This window comes from Streptosporangium sp. H16 (assembly GCF_051918855.1).
Taxonomy (GTDB): Bacteria; Actinomycetota; Actinomycetes; order Streptosporangiales; family Streptosporangiaceae; genus Streptosporangium.
On the sequence record NZ_JBPXMD010000147.1, the window covers coordinates 1 to 523 of the forward strand.

At 72.3% G+C, this 523-nt stretch carries 1 protein-coding gene; it reads left to right on the top strand.

The features are described from left to right. The coding region (locus tag ACTOQ2_RS44085) for a hypothetical protein (RefSeq protein ID WP_440108027.1) at positions 1 to 505 on the top strand (505 nt) is incomplete at its 5' end. Positions 506 to 523 lie beyond the last annotated feature (18 nt).

Genomic DNA, 523 nt, shown 5'->3' on the forward strand with positions numbered 1-523 from the left:
CGCCCCCGCGCAGGTCGTCAAGCGGCCGGTCGACTACGTCTGGGCGGTCGCTCGGATCAGCCTGGGCTGGGTCTTTCTGTGGGCGTTCGCAGACAAGCTCTTCGGGTGGGGGTTCGCCACCCCGGCCGAGCGGGCCTGGATCACCGGCGCCAGCCCCACCACCGGGTTCCTCAAGGGCACCGGTGAGAACGCCCTGGGCGGGGTGTTCACCGCCCTGGCCGGGCAGGTGTGGGTCGACTGGCTGTTCATGCTCGGCCTGCTGGGCGTCGGCGCCGCCCTGATCCTGGGGGCGGGCCTGCGCATCGCCGCCGCCGCCGGCGCCCTGATGATGGTCTTGATGTGGGCGGCCGAGCTGCCCCTGCAGAACAACCCCTTCATGGACGACCACCTCGTCTACGCCGTCGTCCTGACCGGCCTGGCCCTGGGCGGCGCCGGCACCACCTGGGGCATCGGCACCTGGTGGGCCACCACCCCCCTGGTGCGCCGCTACCCCATCCTCCGATAACCACCCCCACCCACAGAC